This window comes from Deinococcus aetherius (assembly GCF_025997855.1).
In the GTDB taxonomy this organism is placed as follows: Bacteria; Deinococcota; Deinococci; order Deinococcales; family Deinococcaceae; genus Deinococcus; species Deinococcus aetherius.
On sequence record NZ_AP026562.1, the window covers coordinates 24902 to 43541 of the forward strand.

The following is an 18640-nucleotide window of genomic DNA, read 5'->3' on the forward strand; positions in this document are numbered from 1 at the left end:
GAGCTTCCGGGAACGAACGACGCGCGCCCTACCCGGCTCGGCTGATTCGTCTCCTCCGTCCACGTGCGGTGAGGCCGCCATCCCGCCGCCACTCCGCCCTTCGTACCTTCTGCCCAGACGAGGCGCCCCCCAATCCCCGCGCTTCCCGAAAGGACCCGAGCCATGATTCCAGCCCAGCGTTTCCTGCTCCCCGCCCTCCTGCTCGCGCTGCCCTCCTGTGCCGCCTCCGCCGCGACCGTTCCCGCCAGCCTCGTCGGGGAGTGGCTCAGCGGTGCTCAGTACCCCGCCAACGTCTACACCGAGGACTTCGGCGGCGCGAACGGGGACTCGCGGCGTGTGGTCCTGAACAAGGACGGCAGCTACGTCTTCACCGAGTTCGAGTCCACGTACTACCCGAGTTCCTTCGGCACCACCGGCTACCCGATCACCTGCCAGATGATGGACGTCACGGTCGAGCGCGGCACCTTCAGCGTCTCGGGCGGCAAGATCACCTTCAAGACGGCGAAGATCGACCGGGTCGGCGCCTACTCGCCCGACCGCCTCAACAACGGTTGCAGGCGCAACTCGGGCACCAGGACGTCGAAGGCCGAGTCGGGTTCGGACACGATGACGTGGGCGGTCGCGGCGGGCAAGCTCACTTTCAGGACGGAGGGCGGCTCCGCGACCTACGTGCGCCGCACGCCGGTTCAATCCCCCGCCGCGCCCACCGGCCTCTCGGCCGACCTGCGCGGCGAGTGGCACAGCGGCGCCGTGTCGCCGGTCGAGTACTACAACACCGCCACCGGCAAGTGGGCCGAGGCGAGCGGCACGAGCGTCATCCTCAGGATGAAGGCGGACTTCACGTACGAGCGCACCGGCCTCCTCGTCGTCACGACCTACGGCTGCACCTCCAAGCTCCTCGTGCAGGAGAAGGGCAGGGTGACGGTGAACGGTGCGGCGCTGACCTTCACCCCGACCACGAGTTCCTCGACCGGCTACACCTGCTCGCCGAGCAAGGTCTCCTCCGCGAAGAACAATGTCAAGCCGTACACCGAGCGGGCCCTCGTGAAGGTCAACACGGACGGGCAGCACGTCCTGAGCCTCTCGTCGGGGAGCGGGGAGACTCTCTTCAACCGCCCCCTCGGCACCCCGCCCGAGAGCCAGCCGGGGCGGTCGGGCGCGGTGACGCCGCCCCCACCGGGAGAGGGAGGCACGACCACGCCGAGTGCGGGCACGCCGAGCTCTGCCGTGCCCGCAAAGTGGAACGCGCGTGGGAAGTGGGACGCCGTGATCACGACCCCGGCGGGCACCGTCAGGGTCCGCTTCGACATGGACGACGACGAGCCGCGCATCCTGGGCAGCGGCTTCTCCGGGGACGACGCCGTTGGCTGGATTCAGGGCAACAGCGCCACTGGGACGCTCAAGATCGGCCTGGAGGTCGAGGGGGACCGCGAGGTCGAACTCAACGTCACCGGCAAGTTCGACGGCAACTCGTACAACGGGCGCTTCACGACGACGAACGCGGGGGGCGAGACGTTAGAGGGCGGCACGATCACCATGACGCGGCGCTGAGGTCTGCGCTCCCGGGCAGGGCGTTCCCGCGCAGGGCTGGGGACGCCTTCTTTCCCTTGGTGTGAATGCAAGGCGCCGTGCGAGGAGAAAAGAGCCTGGACAGAGCACCTTCCCCGTGACGTGGAGAACCGTACGGGTGGTCGTGACTGAGGACGCGCGCCGTTTCGGGCAGTGGGCCGCGAGGGGAAGGTCTGAAGCGGACGATCCGGGCCGGGTGCGGGTCTCGCTCCTCGCCCCCTGCCGCGTCGGCTCACGCGGAGAGCGTCCCCTATCCGGGCCTCACCCCCTGGCCCCCAGCAGGGCGAGCAGCGCGGCGAAGTTGTCCTGCTGCGTGCCCTGCGCCGTGTCGAGCACCAGCGGGGGCGTCTCCCAGGGCTCGTACGCCTGCCGGTACCGCTCGATCTCGGGCCAGCCGGGAGGAGACCACCGTCCGATGTGGTGGCCCGGGTCGGCCCGGCGTGTTTCGACCCGCCGCCGATGCTCGCTTTCGTTCGAGCAGATGACTTCCAGATCGATCAGGTCGCTGCCCGTTCGCCGGGCGATCTCCGCCCAGGCGCCCCGGGTCTCGTGGACGGGATTCACGCAGTCCGCGACCACACTCAACCCCAGGTGGAGGTTGTCCTCCGCGACGACGTATTCCACCGCGTAGCCCTCGACGGTGACGCCGACGTGTCCGGCGTTCAACAGCGCCGCCTCCACGCTGTCCACCCGCAGGTAGGCGGCCCGCCAACGCCGGGCGAGTTGCTGGGCCAGGGTGCTTTTGCCCGTGCCGGGCAGGCCGGAGAACACGATCAGGACAGGGGTCATGGAGGAGAGCCTAACCTTCTCCGCATACGTGGGGTCGAGGGGTCCAATAACCCGGGGAGGCGCCCCAACTGTCGGCGGCGCCTCCCCGAGTTGTGAGGGTTTGTCGCGTCAGGCCTGCGCCGGGAACTGCTCCGACCCGGGACGCGCCAGCAGCAGCACGAGGCCGAGACCCGCCCAGCCCAGGAAGGTGTGCCACGCGAAGGAAGCACCGCCAATCATGTCACCGGTCAGCACCATCACGAGGATGTTGATGGGCAGCGAGATGCCGCAGAACACGAGGACGAGGCGGCCCCACAGGGGCAAGACCCGCGCGAAGAGGGCGGCGACGCTCACCGCGAAGGTCAGCACCATGCTCAGCGGCCAGGCGAGGTCGGTGACCATGTACAGCGGGTGTGAAGTGGGCACCCTCAGGAGGTCCATGACGGATTGACCGATGGCGAGCGTCACGGTGACGACCACGACGTTCATCAGGGCCCTGCCGACCTTGCCGTAACCGGCGGCGTGCAGGTGGCGCAGGCCGATCATCGCGCACAGCCAGCCGACCGAGAACAGGCCGTACAGCAGCGCGCCGAGGGGATCGGTGTCCTCGTTGGCGACCCGTTGAAGGCCGTGGCGGTACACCTCGATCAGCATGGCGGGCGAGCCGAGCAGCGCGGCGAGGCCGAGAACGCGCAGGGTGGAGACGGACACGGGGGCCGAGGGACGGACGAGGGACTGGGTGTGCATAGGGTGCCTCCTGGCTTGGCTCCTTCGAGCGTGCGCCCACCGTAGACGGGCGAGCATGGCGCGGGGATGGCACGGGAGTCGTGTGCCTCCAGGACGCCTTTCGCAGGACTTCGGGCCCACCGCCCGGAGAGGCGTGGCTGGACGCGCGGGGACGAGGGGCAGGAGGCGTTCGTGCGCTCTCTGCCCCAAGTGTTCTGAGGAGGTTGAACAACCGCTGACGACGGGCGTCCTCCCGCTGGAGGTCTACCCCGCCGCCCGCTCCTCGGCGGACAGGGGCGCGGGCCCTCCCCGGGGCGCTGACCCGGAGCGCAGGAACAGCCACAGCATCGGCACCCTCAGCAGGGCGGTCGCGGCCAGGGCGACGCGCACGCCGCTCACGGTGCCCAGGTAACCCACGGCCGGGCCGCCCGCCACCTGCCCTAGGGCGTCGGCCTGCGAGGCGATGGAGATGACGGTGGCCCGCACGCGCGAGTCGAGCCCCTGGTTGAGCCACGCCGTGTAGACGGGTCCGTACAGGCCGCGCAGCACCCCGCCCGCCAGAAAGGCGCCCAGGGCCAGCCAGAACTGCCCGGCCAGCGCGAACACCAGCCCCGCGAGGATGCCCAGCGCGGTCAGCCGGGCCAGCCAGCTGGCGGCCTGGGGCGCGGTTTCGACGTGCAGCCGCCGCCGCAACCCCTCCGTCACGAGGAGGCCGAGCAGTTGCCCGGCGAGCGCGATCAGGCCGAACCATGCGGCGTCGGTCAAGCCCCACCGCCGGGGCAGCGTGAAGGTCTCCAGCAGGTGAAACTGCCACAGGCGGTCGAGCGCCTCGGTGGACGCGCCGAAGAGCAGCGCGACGGCCAGCAGCCCCCGCAGCACCGGGCGCGTCCGCACCACCCGCACCCCGTCCCCGAAGGTCGCGCCGAGCGCCCGCCAGCCCTCGGCATTCCACAGGGAACGCTCGCCCCGGGGCGGCGGCGTGAAGCCCCGTTCGGGCATGGCGAGCGCGAGCCCCAGGGCCAGCCCCCCCAGCACGGCGGCCCCGACCCCGATGGGCAGCAGGAGGTTCACGCTGCCCAGCCCGGCGCTGAGCAACGTTCCGGCGATGCCCCCCACCGCCGCCGCCTGGGCACCCCGCACGAACAGCGCCCCCACCCGGTCCTCGCCCACCTCGTCGGTGAGCCAGGCGGCCTGGGCGCCGCTCAAGAAGGTGTAGCCCAGCCCCGCCACGATCTGCGCCGCGAGCACCCCCGCGAAGGTGGGCACGAGGGCGATCACGACGAAACTCAGCCCCAGGCCGAGAAATCCCAGGATGACCGAGAGGCGGCGGCTGTACACGTCGGCGACCACGCCCGTCGGAATCTCGAAGAGGAAGCAGGTGAGTTCCAGCACCGTCCCGACCAGCACGAGCTGAAAGGGGCTCAGCCCCAGCCCCTGCACGAAATAGACGGCCTGCACCGTGAACGCGAGCGCGAGGGCCAGCGCGGCGACCCCCTCCTGGATCAGGTAGGCGGCGGGCGCGCTCAGGCTGGTTGGGCGGCGGGGTGACGGCATAGGTCTCCTGGGAGTGGGGGAAGCGGTCGGGCACGGCGGAGGCGGGAGTCTGGGGTCACGCTCGGCTGCCTCCCCACGCCCGCGTCACTTCTGCGCGGTCCTCGCCACGACCTTGAAGGGCCGGACCATGCCGAGGGCGGCGTGCGGGGCTCCCTGGTGCGCCGGGCTGGGAATGCCGCACAGCAGGAGGTAGTCGCCCGGCGTGAGGTCAAGGCGCACGTAGGAGGTCCGCCCCTTCGTGACCGCCTGCGCCCCGCCCGCCGGGATGACGGGCATGGGCCCCTCGGGCTTCGCCAGGTAGGCGCTCACGTCCTCCATCGTCTTGCCGGGGGCGAGCTTGAACACCAGCATCTCGTGTCCCTCGGGGCCCGCGTTCTCGACCGCCCACACCTGGGGGCCCTCGGTGATCGTCACCCCCTTGGGCAGCTCGAAGCCGAAGTCCACCAGCCGCACCTTCAGGTCCGCCCGGGGCGGCTGAGCCTGCGTGTCTGCTCCCCTCGTCACCTGGAAGGCGTTCACCATCCCCAGCGCGAGGTGGGGCACTCCCTTGGCGTCGGGCACGAAACACAGCGCCAGGTACGTGCCCGGCTCGGTGAGGTTGATCGTGACCTGCTGCGCCTGGCCGGGAAGCAGCAACCCGACGCCGCCCACCATCTCTACGCTGGCGAGCGCGGCGCCCTCGTTCTCCTTCAGCCCCGCCAGAAAGCCCTCCTGGGTCATTCCGGCGGGCAGCCGCACGAGTTGCATGTGATGCGGCTCCTTGCCGGTGTTGCGGAACTCCAGGGTCGTCCAGCCCGTCGTGACGTTCGTGGGCGTGACGAACCGGTAGTCCTGGCCCTGAAGTTGCACGACGGGCTGGGCGGCGTGGCCGTGCCCCTGATGCGCCAGGGCGGGTCCGGCGAGCGCGGCGGCGAGGGCGAGGGTCAGCAGGCGGCGGGCGGTGCGGGTGGTCGTCATGGTCGTTCCTCCTGAGTCGGGGCGAAGTCGTGTTCACCCCGATCTGAGGGGACGGTAGGAGAGGCGGCCTGATTGGAGCGTGATCGGGGAAGGACCAGGCCCAGGAACGCGGTCACACCTGGCGCCACGCCCTTTCTTCCCAGGGCAGGACCCCTGATCCGCTCAATGTCCGGTCTCCACCACCTCACGCTGGCGGGCCTCCAGCCGCGCCTGGGCGTGCAGGGCGACCTCGGCCCCGTCGTGGTGGCCCAGGCGGGCCAGGAGCCGCGCGGACTGGGCGAAGAAGGCGGCCCCCTCGCCGAGCTGGAAGCGGTCCTCGGCCTCGCGGGCGGCCTCCAGGAACAGCGGTGCGGCGAGGTCGTCGCGGCCCCCCTCCAGCCAGTGCCGGGCGACGCGGGCCGCCCCCGCGCCGGAGCGGGCCAGGGTGTGCGCGGCGCGGCGGTGCAGCAGCGACCGGACGCTGGCGGGAATGCCCGCGCTCACCGCCTCGTACACCAGGTCGTGCCAGAAGCCGTGCCCACCCACGATCTGCGCCGCCTCCAGCTCGGCCCACGCCTCGGCCACGTCGAGGACCGGCGAGCCCAGCACCTCCGCGACCGTTTCCACGTCGAAGTCGCTTTGTAAGACGCTCGCCGCCCGCGCCGCTTGAAGGGCGGGGGCCGAGAGGCGCTCCAGGCGCCGGGAGATAACTTCGCCGACCCTGGCGGTGAGAGGCAGTTGCACGCCCGACAGCGCACCCTTCGTCAGCGTGCCGCTCTCGATGAGGTGCTTGACGATTTCGAGCAGGAAGAGCGGGCTGCCGCCGGAATACTGCGTCAGCCGGGACCGCAACGCCCGGTCGTCCGGCACCCCCAGGTCGTCCATGAGCGTGCCCAGCACGTCGCCCTCCAGGGGCGCGAGCCTGATCTTGATGGCGACGCCCTGCCGCACGAGGTCTTCCACGTCACGCACCACCTCCGGCATGAGTTCGCCCGTGCGGTAGGCGCCGATCACGCGCGGAAAGGGGGACTCGGGATCACGCGGCGCGGCGAACATGTTGGCGAAAAAGTACAGGCCGTCGCGGGTCGAGGGGTGGTCGTAGAATTGCAGGTCGTCGGCCACGACGGTCCCGATGCCCTCATACGTCTGAAAGCACAGCCTCATCATGGCCTGGCGGTAGCGCAGCACGTCGGCCCCGGAGCCGAGCGGTTCGGGCGGCGGGCCAGGGGGCGCGTACTCGGGCAGCACGCGGCCGAGTTCCTGCCGGACCCAGGGTTTGATCTGAAGGTCCGGCCTGCGCTCCACGAGCATCCGGTAGTTGCGGGCCGAACTGGTGAAGGGCTGGTGCACGTCGCCGGGCCGCCCCCGGAACTCGATGAACGCGCCCTTGCTCGCCGCGAAGTCGGTGACCAGCCGCGTCTTGCCCACGCCGGGATCGCCCTCCACGTAGATCATCTGGCCGCGTTCCCAGGCCTCGTCCAGTTGCGCCCACTCGCGCTCCCGTCCCACCAGATGCGGGGGGCGCAGCACGGACAGCGGCAGCTCGGCCCGGGGACGGGGAGTCGCCGGGACCGGAACCGTCCCCAGGTCGATCTCGCGTGCCAGCCGCGCCGTCTCGGGCAGGGGATCCACCCCGAACTCGCGGCGCAGCGTCTCCCGGCACCTCTGGTAAGCCCTGAGCGCGGCGGGACGGTCCCCGCGCAGGTAGTGCAGCCGCATGACGTGCCGCCACGCGTCCTCGGACACCGGGTCGAGGTCGAGCAGGGCCCGCGCCAGTTCCAGCGCCCGCTCCAGGTCGCCCCCCCGCTCTGTCCGCCCGAGTTCGGAGCGCAGCGCCTGGGCCCGCCACTCCAGGAACCGCTCGCGCTCGGCGGCGATCCAGTCACTCAGGTCCGGGCAGTCGTCGTAGGGCAGGCCCGCGAGGAGTTCGCCCCCCCGCGTGATCAGCTCGGCGTGGCGGCCCTGGGTGGTCAGGTCGCGCAGCTCGGCGGCGTCCACCCGCAGTTCCGGCGTGAGCCCCACCCGCTCGCCGCCCACGATCAGGTCGGTCCCGGTGGCGAGGCGCAGCTTGCGGAGCATTTGCGAGAGGTTGTTCCTCGCGGTCGCCTCGGGGGACTCGGGCCACAGCAGCCCGACCAGCCGCGAGCGGTGCGTGGCGCCCTCCAGCGCGAGGTAGGCGAGGCACGCCGCCAGCTTGCGTTCCAGGGCGAGAGGCTGCTCCCCGGGGCCCTCCAGCCGCGCCGAGCCGAGCAGGCGGGCCTGCCAGACCGGGCTCATGCCCGGCCCTTCCCCGGGGTGGGTGAAAGGGCGGGGCGGCCGGGCGCGGGGCGGGATGGGGCGGACATGGGCACCTCCAGTAGTCTCGGCTTCAGAGTTGCGGCGCGAGCCGTTCGGGCACCAGGGCGAGCAGGGCCGCCTGGGCGCTCAGGGCGCGGGCGGCGGCGGCCTCGTCGCCCAGGTCCCGCAAGACGTTCGCCGCCTCGCCGTGAAAGCGGGCGGCCTCCTCCAGGCGGTACTGGTCCTGCGCCTCGCGCGCCGCCCGCCCCAGGAAGGGCAGCGCCGCCTCGGGCTTGCCGCCCTGCCGCCAGTGCTCGGCGACGCGCGCCGCTCCCGCGCCCGAACGCTCCAGCGTCCGCGCCGCCGCCCGGTGCAGCAGGCCGCGCGCCGAGGCCGGGATGCCCGCGAGCACCGCCTCGTACACGAGGTCGTGGGTGAAGCGGTTCCCGCTGAGCACCTGGGCGGCCTCCAGCTCCTCCCAGGCTCCCAGCAGGTCGAGCAGCGGCGCCCCGAGGAGTTCGGCCACCTGCTCGGGGTCGAAGTCGCTTTGCAGCACGGCGGCGGCGCGGGCGGCTTGCAGGGCTGGGCCCGACAGCCGCTCCAGGCGGCGGCCGATCAGGGACCACACCTTCTCGGGCAGCGGGAGGCGTTCGGGCAACTTCTCGCCGAGCTGGCCGGTCTCGATCAGGTGCTTGACCGTCTCCAGCAGGAAGTGGGGATTGCCGCCGCAGTGCCGCCACAGCCGGGCGCGTGTGGTCGCACCCCTCGGGACCCCGATGTCGTCCATCAACCGGTTGACCGCCACGTCGTCCAGCGGCTTCAGTTCGATCAGGATGCCGGTGCCGGTGTCCAGGACATTCCTGACGATGGCCTCGCTCTCGGGGGGCAACTCACCGCGCCGGTAGGTGACCAGGATGCGCGGCATCCCGCCCGGCTGCCCCAGCGGGAAACTCGTGCCGAACATGTAAACGCCCTGCTGGTTGGTGGAGTCGTCGTAAAATTGCCAGTCGTCGCAGACGTTGCACAGCAGCCCTTCGTGGGCGGCGAGGGACCAGATCATGTGGGCCTGGCGAAACCGCAGGAGGTCCTCTTCCCCCTGAATGGGCGGCGGGAGAGGCTCACCGGGCTCGGCGAACTGGGGATTGAGACGCGTCATCTCACGGCGCACCCAGGGCTCCAGGTGTTGCATCAGCTCCGGCGTTCGCTCGGTGTTGATTTTCAACATGCGCGTCAGGACGGACCACGGCTGCACGCGGTCACCCGGTCGTCCCGAAAACACGATGTAGTCACCCTTGCTGGCCGCGAAATCGAACGCCAGCCGCGTCTTGCCTGACCCCGGCTCGCCGGTGATGTAAATCCACTGCCCGGCCTCCCACGCCTGCTCCATCTGGGCCCACTCACGCTCGCGGCCGATCAGGTGTGGGGGACGCAGCACAGCCAGCGGTAACTCGGGCCGCACCGCCGGGGCGCTCACCGCGACCGCCCCTTGGTCTATCTCGCGGGCGAGGGCGGCCGTCTCGGGCAGGGGCTCGGTGCCGAACTCGCGCCGCAGCGTCTCCCGGCACCGCTGGTAGGCTCTCAAGGCGGCGGGGCGGTCCCCACGCAGGTAGTGCAGCCTCATCAGGCGGCGCCACGCGTCCTCCGACACCGGGTCGAGGTCGAGCAGCGCCCGCGCGTGGGTCAGGGCCCCCTCGTAGTCCCCCGCGCCCTCCAGCCGGGCCGCCTCGTGCCGCCGCGCCCCCGCCCGCCACTCCAGAAACCGCTCGCGCTCGGCCGTCACCCAGTCGCTCAGGTCGGGGCAGTCGTCGTAGCTCAGGGTGCCCAGCAGCTCGCCCTCCGGCGCCAGCCCCTCGGGAAGCTGGCCCCGCGTGAAGGCGCCCCGGGCCAGGGCCGCGTCCACCTCCACCCCCGGGTGAAGAGACAGCACGTCGGTGCCCGTGATCAGGTCCGCGCCCGTCGCAACGCGCAGCTTGCGGAGCATCTGCGAGAGGTTGTTTCTCGCGGTCGCTTCTGGAGACTCGGGCCACAGCAGGCCGACCAGTCGCGAGCGGTGCGTGGCGCCCTCCAGCGCGAGGTAGGCGAGGCACGCCGCCAATTTGCGTTCCAGCCGCCACGGCGCGAGAGAGGTGCCCTCCAGGCTGGCCCCACCCAGCAGCCGCAGGGACCAGGAAGCCGCCTCCGGCCCCCCTGTCGCCGCGCTCATGGGCGCCACCTCCGCGCCCGGCTGAAGTTATTGGAAAGAAGGAAGGGATGCGCCCGCATGGAATTCCTCCCGGAACTGGTCCAGACCGCTCGTCCGCCTGAGTGTCCTGACCCTGCAACTTGGATGAGACGTGCCTTAAGAATAGCGCGAACAGCCTCATCCGAAAAGCTGGGTAGGAACACCACGGGGGCGGGGAACGGAGAGCGCCCGAACGCGGAGGGTGTTCGTTCCTCTCGCCTTCGGGCACAAGTTGTCCTGTCCAGGTCACGGTTCCCGGGAGCATCCGGCGTCAGCGGTTGGCGGCCTTCCAGTCCGCCACGAACTTGCCCAGCGTGGTCTTCATGTCGGTCTGCAACCTCGCCAGAAGCTCGTCCTCACGGTCGCCCACGCGGTCGTAGTGGTAGTCGTACCAGAGGTACTTCCCGCCGACGTACCGGCCTGATTTCGACGGGTCCTCAAACCAGCCCGTGAACTTGGTCTGGCGGGTGCCGCCGCTGCCGGTGCCCATCCCCTCGATGTAGGCCTCCAGGTGCAGGTAGCCCTTGGTGTCACTGCACTCGGGTTGTTCCCGGAAATTCACCCCCTGGGCGCGCAGCTCCGCCTTGAGGTCGGCCGAGAGGCGCGCGGCCAGCTTCGTTCTCAGGGCGTCGGGAAGTTCCCCCATCACCCACACCGCGCCGAAAGGGCTGACGCAGGGGGTGATGCCCTTCAGGGAGGGGGCCGGGGCCGCCAGCGCGGCGGAGAGGGTGCAAAGGGTGAGCGTGGTGGCGGCGAGTCGGAACAGCGTCTCGAAGGTCCTCCTCTGCCCGGGCCTGGTCTGCTTCGTCATGTTCGTTCTCCTCCGGGGTGACGCCCTTCTTGGACTCAGGACGCCCCCACGGGGACGGCGGACTTCCGAACCTCGGGGGTGGGCGGCGTCTCGGCCTGCCACCGCGCCGCCGTCTCCTGGGCGTACTCGGCGTGACTGCGGGGAGCGCGGCCCAGCAGGAAGGTCGTCTGCGCGAGGTCGGCCGGGCTCGTCCTCACCTTCACCTTGCCCACCATCCGGTAGCTCTTCTGGCAGTCCAGCGCCTTGCGCCCGCCGTAGGCCCGGTCGAAGATGGCGTCCGTCACGGCGAGGCCCGGTGCGTAGGTCACGGGCCGACCCAGCGCCGCACTCCAGTGGGCCGCCGTCTGCTCCCCGCTCAACGACTCGGGGCCGACGAGCGCGTAGCCGCCGGACGGCACGCCCGGGTCGAGGAGCGCCCGCGCCGCCGCCTCGCCCACGTCCCGGGTGTCCACGCGCGGCACCAGGCCCAGGGGAAGGGGGTAGCGCCCGGCCAGCAATTCCTCCCGGCACACCTCGTCCATCTGGAAGTAGTTGCCGGGGATCAGGACCACCGGGTTCGTGCGCGAGGTGCGGACCCGCTCGGCGAGGCGCAGCTTGGGCTTGTAGTGCGGCATCATCAGGCCGAACACGGTCCGCATGACGAGGCGGGAGAGACGATTCTTGCCATCCGCATGGACCCCGGAGAAGACCAACCGCACGCCCTCCCGCTCGCAGGCGGAGACGAAGTTCTGGGCCAGCGTCTCCTCGGCGGCGTCGTGCGGCGAGACGTAGAAGGCGGCGTGGACGCCCCGCAGGGCCCGGGCGATGGCCTCCCGGTCCTCCAGGGTGCCAATCACGCGCTCGACCTCCGGCGGCAGATCGCGGACTTTCTGCGGCGAGCGGACGAAAACTCGAACGGGGGCGCCGCGCTCCAGCAGCGCCCGCACGACCTGCGAGCCGATGGAGCCGGTGGCGCCGACGACGAGGACGGGGTGGTCGGGAAGGGGCAGAGGGCTGGTCCGGGCGGTGGGGTTCATGGGGTCCTCCTGTGGGGGTGTCCGCTGCGTCCGTAGGGTGACGGGGGGTGGGTGATCGGGGCGTGATTCGCGCGGCGCGGGAGGCGTCGATGCCCCGCCCTGCGCCGCGCCCGGGTCCCCGCTTACGGAGCCCGCGTGAGGTTCCAGCTCACCGTGTAGGTGGTGGGCTGAACGAAGATTTCGCCCTTGCCCTCGTACCCGCCCGTCAGCGTGCCCGGGTGGGCGGAGTCCACGTTGCCCTCCACCCGCAGGTTCTCCGGTCCCACGGGATACTTCATGGCCTTGTTGTTCGAGCGGTCGTTCGTCGTCCCGGCGCAGCCGTCCTTGTAGATGTCGACCGTCACGTCCTGCCCGGTCATCTCCACGTCCTTGGGAATGATCGCCAGGGAGTAGCGGCCATTCGACATGTTCAGCCGCGCCTCTATCGTCGTCTTGAGCGACCCGCCCATGTAGAAGTTCCGGTCGTAGATGAAGTGGTGACGCAGGATTTTCGGGCCGAACGCCTGGCAAATCTCGTAGATCTTCTTCTCCATGTGGCCTCTATCCTCGTAGGCGGCCAGGGCGTCTTGCTCCAGCAGCAGGATGGTGTTGTAGGCGTCCTGCTCCCGAACACCCACGACCTTGAAGGTGTGGGTCTGCGTGGTCTTTTCCAGCCCGGAGCCCTCGAAGCCGTCGCGCATCACCCAGGGCCGGGAGCCGGTCTCGGTGTAGGTCACGGTGCCCTGCCAGGCCTGGCCGTCCTCGACCGTCACGTTAGAGACCAGCGTGAACGTCTGGCCGTAGAGGTCGGTGACCTGTGTGGACACGGCCACCGGATTCTGAGCCGGTTTCCGGGCGGGCGCGGTGTACACGCCCGTGCCGCTGATCCCCCCACTTGCCACGGTGCCCAGACTGCTGTTTCCACCGGCCGCGCCGTTCACCGACCAGTTCTTGGCGGTGAAGGCGATGGCCGCCGGGGCGCACTCGTAATTGTCGCCCCCCGGCATGGGCACCGTCAGGGCGTCCGGGTCAAGTTCGGTGCCGTCCGTGCAGTCCACCACGCTGAGGTTCACGATCTGCCCGACCCTCACCTTCGCCTGGTGAGGCAGGAGTTGTAACCCCGCCAGCATCGACCAGGTGCTGAAGTGGTTTGTCTCGACCGAGACGGTCCTGGCGGCGGGGTCACGGGTCGGCCTGCGGTACATCCGCCACACGCCCCCCTCGTCCTGGTAGCCCAGGCTCAGCGCCTCGGGGGCGGTGCCCACGACCTCCTCTTCGGTGTAGCCGAAGGTCAGGCGCACGGGCTTGGCGAAGGTCGTGCCCTCGGGAGTCAGGCGGTAGGCCCTGCCCACCCCACCGGCGGCGGTGTTCGTCATCTCCTGGATGCCCACGGTCTGATCCCCGCTCAGGGCTCCGGCGGGAATGTCGATCCTCACGCTGCCGCCGGGCAGTTGAAGTTGTCCCCCGGCGGCACCGATCACCGCCGTGACGGGCGAGCCCACGGGCGTGCCGACCGGGGAGGGCGGAACGGGCTGGGATGGGCCGGGCGGCTGGGTGGAGGGCGGTGGATCGGTGCTCGGGGTGGTCGTGCAGGCGCCGAGAAGGAGGGCCGAACCGAGCAACAGGGCGGTGAGGGTACGCATGGGAGTCTCCTGGGACCTGATGGGCGAACGGGAACGCTCGCGGCGGGTGCGGATGGGCTTCAGGGGAACTTCGTCAGCCGCGTGCGGCAGACAGGGAGGGTGTAGCGGGGGCACGTAACCCCGCGCGCTCCAGGTACTTCGGGTAGCTGCCCCGGTAGCCCAGCAGCCGGGCGATGGGGGCGACGACGAAGGTGACCGCCTTCATCACGGCCGGGGGTGGCCCTTCCACGAAGGTCAGCACGTCGCGGAACTCCTGCGCGAACACCACGAGTTGCAGGAAGTTCGGCATCCCCTTCTTGTTCGTCTTGCCGTCCTGCGCCAGCCCGAAGAGGTTGGTCACCATCTCCAGGAAGCGGTCGGCGGGCGTGATCTCCACGCGGAGCAGGGCGTCCTCGTCGCCCGCGTTCCACCAGTCGTGGACGGTTCCGGCCGGGCAATGGATGGCCTCGCCGAGGGGCGCGATAAGTCTTTGATCTCCCAACCGCATTCCGACCCGGCCGCGCAGCACGGTAAAGATCTCGTCGATATTCGGGTGAACGTGGGCACCGGCCACCGCGCCGCCGGGCCGCACGACCCCCTCGACGATCAGGCGCCGTCCGTTGGTGTCGCTCGGGAGTTCAATGACCGTGATCCGCTCGCCGGTCACGGGGTTTTCGTGGATGTCGCCTGCTCGCATCATGTTCGTTCTCCTGGCTGGGGAAGGGGTCGGGGTGGGATGGGCGCCGGACAGGAAACCCTCGCCGGTCCGGCGCCCCACCGCTCAGGGCCAGTAGCGGGTGAGCGCGAAGTCCTGGTTCGAGTCGTTCCGCACCCCGGCCGCCACGATCCGGGTCGCAGGAATGCGCTCGTCGGGCTGGAGGACGACCGCGCGGGCCTCGTCCGCCTTGGAGCCGGGCGCCACGGGCGTGATCGTCGTGCCGCCCTGCCCGAAGCCCGCGTCGGGCTGCCCGTTCGCGTTCAACCGTGTCACCGCGAAGTTGCCCGCCGAGGAGCCTCCCTCGTACACCCAGCCGCCCAGCACGACCTTGCCGTCCGATTGCACCGCGACCCCGGCGGCGGCGTCCCAGTTGCCAGCACTCAGGGCGATGACCTTCTTGCCTCCGTCCCCGAAGGTCGTGTCCAGGTTGCCGTTCTCGGTCAGGCGCACGGCGGCGGTGTCGTTCTGGCTGTGCCCGGCGAGCACCAGTCGACCCTGCGCGTCCACCGTGACGGCGTTCGCGGCGGCGATATTCCCGGCGAAGACGCCGCCGACCCTGCCCCCGGTGCCGAAGGAAGCGTCGGGCGCCCCGGCGGCGGTGTACCGCGCCACCTTGAGGTCCCCCTCGCCGCCCGCCGCGACGATCCGGTTCCCTTGCAGGACGAGGGCGTAGACGCTGTCGTTCGCGTTCTGCGTCCCGATGGCAGTCGTGACCCGGCCCCCCCCGCCGAAGGAGGCGTCGAGGGCCCCGGCGGCGGTGAGGCGGGCCAGGGCGAAGTCCACGCCCGAGGCGCTGCTTCCGAAGCTCGCGCTGCCGCCCACGACGATGTTCCCGTCGGGCTGGATCAGGACGGCGTTGGCGCGGTCCGCGCCGCTGCCGCTGAAGCTCGTCACGACCTTGCCACCCTGCCCGAAGGCGGCGTCGAGCATGCCATTCGTGTTCAACCGGACCACGCCGAACCGTTCCTCGTTCCCGGCGTTCGTCGCCCCGCCCGCCACCACGATCTTGCCGTCCGCCTGCACGGCCACGGCCCGCGCGGTGTCCGCCTTGCCCGCGAAGTCGATCAGCACCTTGCCGCCCTGGCCGAAGGTCGTGTCCAGCGCCCCGTCCCGCGTGTAACGGACGACCGCGAAGTCGTCGGAAACGTTGCTCGCGCTGCTCCCCACGACGATCACCCTGCCGTCGGGCTGCACGGCCGCCGCGCGGGGCACGTCCTCGCCCGCACCGACCGGCGTGACCGCGATGCCGCCCGCCCCGAAGGTCGTGTCCAGGCTGCCCGCCGGGCCGCGCACGGTGACCGTGATCGTCTTCGTGACGCCCTGCGCCCCAGTCGCCGTGCCCGTCAGCGTGACCGCCGTGGGCTGGGAGTGCGGGGCGTTCGCCGCCGCGCTCACCGTGACCGTGGCGCTCGTCTGGTCCGCCGCGACGGTCACGGGGGCGCCGCTCGCCCCGCCGGGCAGGCCGCCCAGGTTCAGGGTGACGGCTCCAGTAAAGCCAGCCTTGCGGGCGACGTTCACGGTCAGGCTGGCACTTGTGCCCGTGACGACGGGGAGCTTGTCGCCCGAGAGGGTCAGGTCGAAGCTGGCACCGGGCTGGGACCCGTCCTGCGTGACCGTCACGCTCGCCGCGTTGCTCATCACGCCGTTCGCGCTGGCGGTGATGCTGGTCGTCCCGGCGCCGAGCCCCTTCACCACGCCCCCGGCGACCGAGGCGACCGTCGCGTTGCCCGACTTCCAGGCGAAGGCGACGCCCTGAACGGCCTGGCCCTGGGCATCCTTCGCGGTGGCGGTGAGGGTCGTCGTCTGCCCGATTCCCACGCTCACGCTCGCCGGGGTGAGTTCGATGGTCTTGACGGTGACGGCGGGGGCGCTGCCGCCCGTCGTGCAGGCGGACAGGGTGGCGGAGAGTAAAGCGGCGCTGATCAGGGTGAGCTTTCGCATGGGTGGAACCTCCTTGCCTCTTGGCCCCCGCACCGTAGGAGGACCACCCTGATTCGGTCGTGATTCCGAAAAGGCCCTCCTAGACGGGAAAGGGCGGGGGGAAGGCCCAGCCGCCCTCCTGAAACGGGCGAAAAGGCCGCCGCGTTCACGGGCTTGCCGGGGGCGCGGGCCGCCAATCATGCGGGAATCAGAGGGTGGGTCCTACGCTGCCCCCACTTCCCGAAGGAAGCGCCCCCGGAGGACTCCTATGCACCAGAACCTCGCCCGCTCCGCCCTCACCCTCGCCCTCACGCTTATCCCGGCGGCCTCGGCCGCTCAGGGCGGCACCCCCGTCAGGGCGCCCATGCTGGGCAGTTGGCTCTACGGCACCCTCTCGTCCATCGACTACTACGACCGCACGACGAACCGGTGGATGGACGCCAGCGGCGCCTCGGAGATCGTCACCTTCTTCGCGGACGGCCGTTACGAGCGCACCCGGCTGCTGTCCCTGACGACCTACAGTTGCACCTCCAAGCTCTTCATCTACGAGAAGGGCACGGTGAAGATCGAGGGGGACAAGATCACCTACCGCCCCAGCGAGGGCGTGAACAAGGGCTACACCTGCACGCCGTCGAACAGTTGGGAGACGAAGAAGATCAACCCCGAGACCTGGACCTTCGGCTTCGAGCGCAACGATGCGGGACAGGACGTCATGGTGATGCGGGGCAAGGAGAGCGAACTGCATTACGGCCGCTACCGGCGCTGAGGCCAGGAGGGGAGAGGCGGAGCTGGGTTCGTCCCGTTCCGCCTCTCCTGTCTTCGTCTGAAACCGCCTGGGCGAAAGGTGCGGCGGGACCACCTCTTCCGCCCTACTCCACCTCGACCGTGCCCTTCATGAAGGGGTGCGGCAGGCAGTGGTACGCGAAGGTGCCCTTTTGGGGGAAGGTGACGCTGACCCGGCCGTGGGGTGGCAACTCGTGGTGGACCTCCTTCCCGTCCACCGTCAGGGCGACGTGGTGGGGCACACTGTCGTGGTTCTCCCAGGTGACGCTCCCGCCCGCCCTGATGTGGACCTGCTCGGGGGCAAACTCGAAGTTCGAGATGGCGACGACGGCGGAGTCGGCGGCCGTGCTCGACGAGGGCGAAGACGGGTGCCCGTGGTCGTGCGTGGTCTGCGGCGCAGGCGTCCCATCCGCCCTCAGCGCCGGGCTCCCCACCACGTCGAAGTGCATCCCGCCGGGGTACTCGCCCCGGGTGGTGTTGGCGCCCGCGTTGTGGTCGTGCCAGGGGAAAGTGCCGTCGCGCCCCTTCACCAGCACGTCGTACCGCTCGCCGGGCAGGATGGGCAGCGTGTCGGCGAGGTACGGCAGGGGCAGGTCGTGCCCGTCCTTGGCGACCACCAGGAAGGAGGTGCCGTGCAGGTGCAGGCTGTGCGGCTGTGCCCCGAGGTTCAGCAGGCGGACGAGGTGCGTTTCGCCCGCCGGAATGGACAGCTCGGGAATCAGCGGGTGCGCCTTCCCGTTCACGAGGAAGGTGTCGTAGCTCGGCGTGTAGGGCAGCCGCGCCGGGTCGTGGTGGCTGTCCCACTCGTCGAGGATCAGGGTGTGTTCCCCCGACCAGACGGGCCTCGCGTCCGGGTCCTCGACGATCAGCGCCCCGTACATACCCATGTCGAGGTGCACGTTCGTCTGGAAGTGGCAGTGGTAGGCGTGGGTGCCCGCCTCTTGGGCGACGAACTCGTAGGTGAAGCTCTCCCCGGGCCGGACCTCGCGGCTGAGGTGGGGCACGCCGTCCATCTCCTGCGCGAGGCTGGTGACGCCGTGCAGGTGCAGGGTGTGGGGCTGGTCGTGGGTGTTCACCAGGGTGATGCGCACCCGCTCGCCGACCCTCACCCGCAACTCGGGCCCGGGGACGCTGGGCGGCTGGCCCGGAAAGCCGAAGGCCCACTGCTCCACCCGCACGCCGGGGGCGATCTCACTCTCTATGCGGTGGACCTCCAGCGTGAACTCGCGGACGCCGCGCGTGGCCCGTGAGAGGAGGACGGTGCCCTCGGGCCGGGCCAGGAACTGCTCCACGAGGCCCGCGCGGGTGGGTGGGGCGGACGCCTCCCCGTGCGCGAGCGCCACGCCGAGCGTCAGGGCCGCCAGTACGCAGGCGAGGGAGAGGGTGCGGGAGGGGCGTGCCTTGGACATGGGGGCAGCGTAGGAGGCCCGGCATGATTCACCCCTGATTGACGGGGGAAGAGCACCGGAGTCTGAAGCGGGGGCATCGGGCGCACGTCCCCCGGGTCGGAAACGTCGGGCTCATGGGCCGTGTGCCGTGTGGAGGAAGGGGACGCCCCACCTCCCCGTCCGGTCCGGGTACGATCACGCGTGTCGCTCTCCCGGGTCGCCCGCCCGCGACGAGACCGGGAGGGTGGAGGACGCCCGGCTGCGCCGGGTCACCCACCGCCCCGCCCTCCAACCGTTCCGCGACCGGCCGGAGGGTCGGAAGACGGTGTCTCAGCCCTGGAGGCCGGAATCA

At 70.8% G+C, this 18640-nt stretch carries 14 protein-coding genes; 2 read left to right on the forward strand and 12 right to left on the reverse strand.

Going from position 1 to position 18640, the window contains the following annotated elements:
• Window positions 1-162 precede the first annotated feature (162 nt).
• A complete protein-coding gene (locus DAETH_RS19745) occupies window positions 163-1551 on the forward strand; it encodes a hypothetical protein (RefSeq protein ID WP_264778336.1) in 1389 nt (462 codons plus the stop codon).
• 279 nt (window positions 1552-1830) lie between these two features.
• Here the strand turns inward: DAETH_RS19745 and DAETH_RS19750 are convergent, their stop codons facing one another.
• The 11 genes from DAETH_RS19750 to DAETH_RS19800 all read right to left on the reverse strand — a co-directional run bounded on the left by DAETH_RS19750 (window position 1831) and on the right by DAETH_RS19800 (window position 16138).
• Entirely contained in the window at window positions 1831-2358 is a 528-nt protein-coding gene (locus DAETH_RS19750; protein ID WP_264778337.1) for an AAA family ATPase, read from the reverse strand.
• 108 nt (window positions 2359-2466) lie between these two features.
• The gene (locus DAETH_RS19755) at window positions 2467-3084 is read right to left on the reverse strand and encodes a hypothetical protein (RefSeq protein WP_264778338.1); all 618 of its coding nucleotides are present in this window, start codon (window positions 3082-3084) and stop codon (window positions 2467-2469) included.
• Between the two features lie 243 nt (window positions 3085-3327).
• On the reverse strand, window positions 3328-4617 hold the full coding sequence (locus DAETH_RS19760; RefSeq protein WP_264778339.1) for an MFS transporter: 1290 nt from the start codon (window positions 4615-4617) through the stop codon (window positions 3328-3330).
• 84 nt (window positions 4618-4701) lie between these two features.
• Complete coding sequence (locus tag DAETH_RS19765) at window positions 4702-5574, reverse strand: hypothetical protein (protein ID WP_264778340.1); 873 nt, start codon at window positions 5572-5574, stop codon at window positions 4702-4704.
• Between the two features lie 162 nt (window positions 5575-5736).
• Window positions 5737-7830 (reverse strand): BTAD domain-containing putative transcriptional regulator, encoded by a 2094-nt coding sequence (locus DAETH_RS19770; RefSeq protein WP_264778341.1) that lies wholly within the window; start codon window positions 7828-7830, stop codon window positions 5737-5739.
• A 91-nt stretch (window positions 7831-7921) separates the two neighbouring features.
• Window positions 7922-10033 carry a BTAD domain-containing putative transcriptional regulator gene (locus DAETH_RS19775; RefSeq protein ID WP_264778342.1) on the reverse strand — a complete coding sequence of 704 codons (2112 nt, stop codon included), beginning with the start codon at window positions 10031-10033 and terminating at the stop codon, window positions 7922-7924.
• Between the two features lie 289 nt (window positions 10034-10322).
• Complete coding sequence (locus tag DAETH_RS19780; RefSeq protein WP_264778343.1) at window positions 10323-10862, reverse strand: hypothetical protein; 540 nt, start codon at window positions 10860-10862, stop codon at window positions 10323-10325.
• 35 nt (window positions 10863-10897) lie between these two features.
• Window positions 10898-11878: an SDR family oxidoreductase gene (locus tag DAETH_RS19785; RefSeq protein WP_264778344.1), complete on the reverse strand. Its 981-nt coding sequence runs from the start codon at window positions 11876-11878 to the stop codon at window positions 10898-10900.
• Window positions 11879-12000: 122 nt separating this feature from the next.
• Window positions 12001-13500, reverse strand: a complete 1500-nt coding sequence (locus DAETH_RS19790; RefSeq protein ID WP_264778345.1) for a hypothetical protein — start codon at window positions 13498-13500, stop codon at window positions 12001-12003.
• Between the two features lie 73 nt (window positions 13501-13573).
• Window positions 13574-14179, reverse strand: coding sequence for a cupin domain-containing protein (locus DAETH_RS19795; protein ID WP_264778346.1), 606 nt, complete (start codon window positions 14177-14179; stop codon window positions 13574-13576).
• An 81-nt stretch (window positions 14180-14260) separates the two neighbouring features.
• Window positions 14261-16138, reverse strand: coding sequence for a hypothetical protein (locus DAETH_RS19800; protein WP_264778347.1), 1878 nt, complete (start codon window positions 16136-16138; stop codon window positions 14261-14263).
• A gap of 247 nt (window positions 16139-16385) precedes the next feature.
• Between DAETH_RS19800 and DAETH_RS19805 the strand changes: the two genes are divergently transcribed.
• On the forward strand, window positions 16386-16883 hold the full coding sequence (locus DAETH_RS19805; RefSeq protein WP_264778348.1) for a hypothetical protein: 498 nt from the start codon (window positions 16386-16388) through the stop codon (window positions 16881-16883).
• Window positions 16884-16986: 103 nt separating this feature from the next.
• Here the strand turns inward: DAETH_RS19805 and DAETH_RS19810 are convergent, their stop codons facing one another.
• Window positions 16987-18309 (reverse strand): multicopper oxidase family protein, encoded by a 1323-nt coding sequence (locus DAETH_RS19810; RefSeq protein ID WP_264778349.1) that lies wholly within the window; start codon window positions 18307-18309, stop codon window positions 16987-16989.
• Window positions 18310-18640: the final 331 nt, after the last annotated feature.

Excerpts from the sequence above, each read along its gene's own strand:
- DAETH_RS19745 (WP_264778336.1), top strand. The coding sequence starts at position 163 with ATGATTCCAGCCCAGCGTTTCCTGCTCCCCGCCCTCCTGCTCGCGCTG.
- DAETH_RS19750 (WP_264778337.1), bottom strand. The coding sequence starts at position 2,358 with ATGACCCCTGTCCTGATCGTGTTCTCCGGCCTGCCCGGCACGGGCAAA.
- DAETH_RS19755 (WP_264778338.1), bottom strand. The coding sequence starts at position 3,084 with ATGCACACCCAGTCCCTCGTCCGTCCCTCGGCCCCCGTGTCCGTCTCC.
- DAETH_RS19760 (WP_264778339.1), bottom strand. The coding sequence starts at position 4,617 with ATGCCGTCACCCCGCCGCCCAACCAGCCTGAGCGCGCCCGCCGCCTAC.
- DAETH_RS19765 (WP_264778340.1), bottom strand. The coding sequence starts at position 5,574 with ATGACGACCACCCGCACCGCCCGCCGCCTGCTGACCCTCGCCCTCGCC.
- DAETH_RS19770 (WP_264778341.1), bottom strand. The coding sequence starts at position 7,830 with ATGAGCCCGGTCTGGCAGGCCCGCCTGCTCGGCTCGGCGCGGCTGGAG.
- DAETH_RS19775 (WP_264778342.1), bottom strand. The coding sequence starts at position 10,033 with ATGAGCGCGGCGACAGGGGGGCCGGAGGCGGCTTCCTGGTCCCTGCGG.
- DAETH_RS19780 (WP_264778343.1), bottom strand. The coding sequence starts at position 10,862 with ATGACGAAGCAGACCAGGCCCGGGCAGAGGAGGACCTTCGAGACGCTG.
- DAETH_RS19785 (WP_264778344.1), bottom strand. The coding sequence starts at position 11,878 with ATGAACCCCACCGCCCGGACCAGCCCTCTGCCCCTTCCCGACCACCCC.
- DAETH_RS19790 (WP_264778345.1), bottom strand. The coding sequence starts at position 13,500 with ATGCGTACCCTCACCGCCCTGTTGCTCGGTTCGGCCCTCCTTCTCGGC.
- DAETH_RS19795 (WP_264778346.1), bottom strand. The coding sequence starts at position 14,179 with ATGATGCGAGCAGGCGACATCCACGAAAACCCCGTGACCGGCGAGCGG.
- DAETH_RS19800 (WP_264778347.1), bottom strand. The coding sequence starts at position 16,138 with ATGCGAAAGCTCACCCTGATCAGCGCCGCTTTACTCTCCGCCACCCTG.
- DAETH_RS19805 (WP_264778348.1), top strand. The coding sequence starts at position 16,386 with ATGCACCAGAACCTCGCCCGCTCCGCCCTCACCCTCGCCCTCACGCTT.
- DAETH_RS19810 (WP_264778349.1), bottom strand. The coding sequence starts at position 18,309 with ATGTCCAAGGCACGCCCCTCCCGCACCCTCTCCCTCGCCTGCGTACTG.